1 pseudogene is annotated in these 315 nt (G+C 54.9%); it reads left to right on the top strand.

The features are described 5' to 3' along the window. Positions 1 to 32 precede the first annotated feature (32 nt). Positions 33 to 315: pseudogene (locus H8K43_RS18770) on the top strand (MotA/TolQ/ExbB proton channel family protein); the annotation flags it as partial.

Genomic DNA, 315 nt, shown 5'->3' with positions numbered 1-315 from the left:
CTGCTGCTGAAGCCGGCCCAGCCAAAGAAGTCATCGAAAACCCATATGGCCTGGACGCACTCTGGAAAACCGGTGACTTCGTCGCCAAAGGCACACTGATCATCATGGTCATCATGTCCATGGGTTCCTGGTACATCCTGATCACTAAAATCGTTGACCAGATCAAACTGTCTGGCCAGGCGACAGATGCCCGCGCTAAATTCTGGAAATCCGCTTCTGTGCAAGCAGGTGCGGCTTCCCTCAAAGAAGGCAGCCCATTCCGCTTCATCGCTGACTCCGGCATCAAAGCCACAGAGCACCATGAAGGCGCCCTGC

This window comes from Cognatundibacterium curvum (assembly GCF_014284235.1).
GTDB lineage: Bacteria > Pseudomonadota > Gammaproteobacteria > Burkholderiales > Burkholderiaceae_D > Undibacterium > Undibacterium curvum.
The sequence above is the reverse complement of the archived record's forward strand: the minus strand, read 5'-3'. Positions and strand labels throughout refer to the sequence as shown.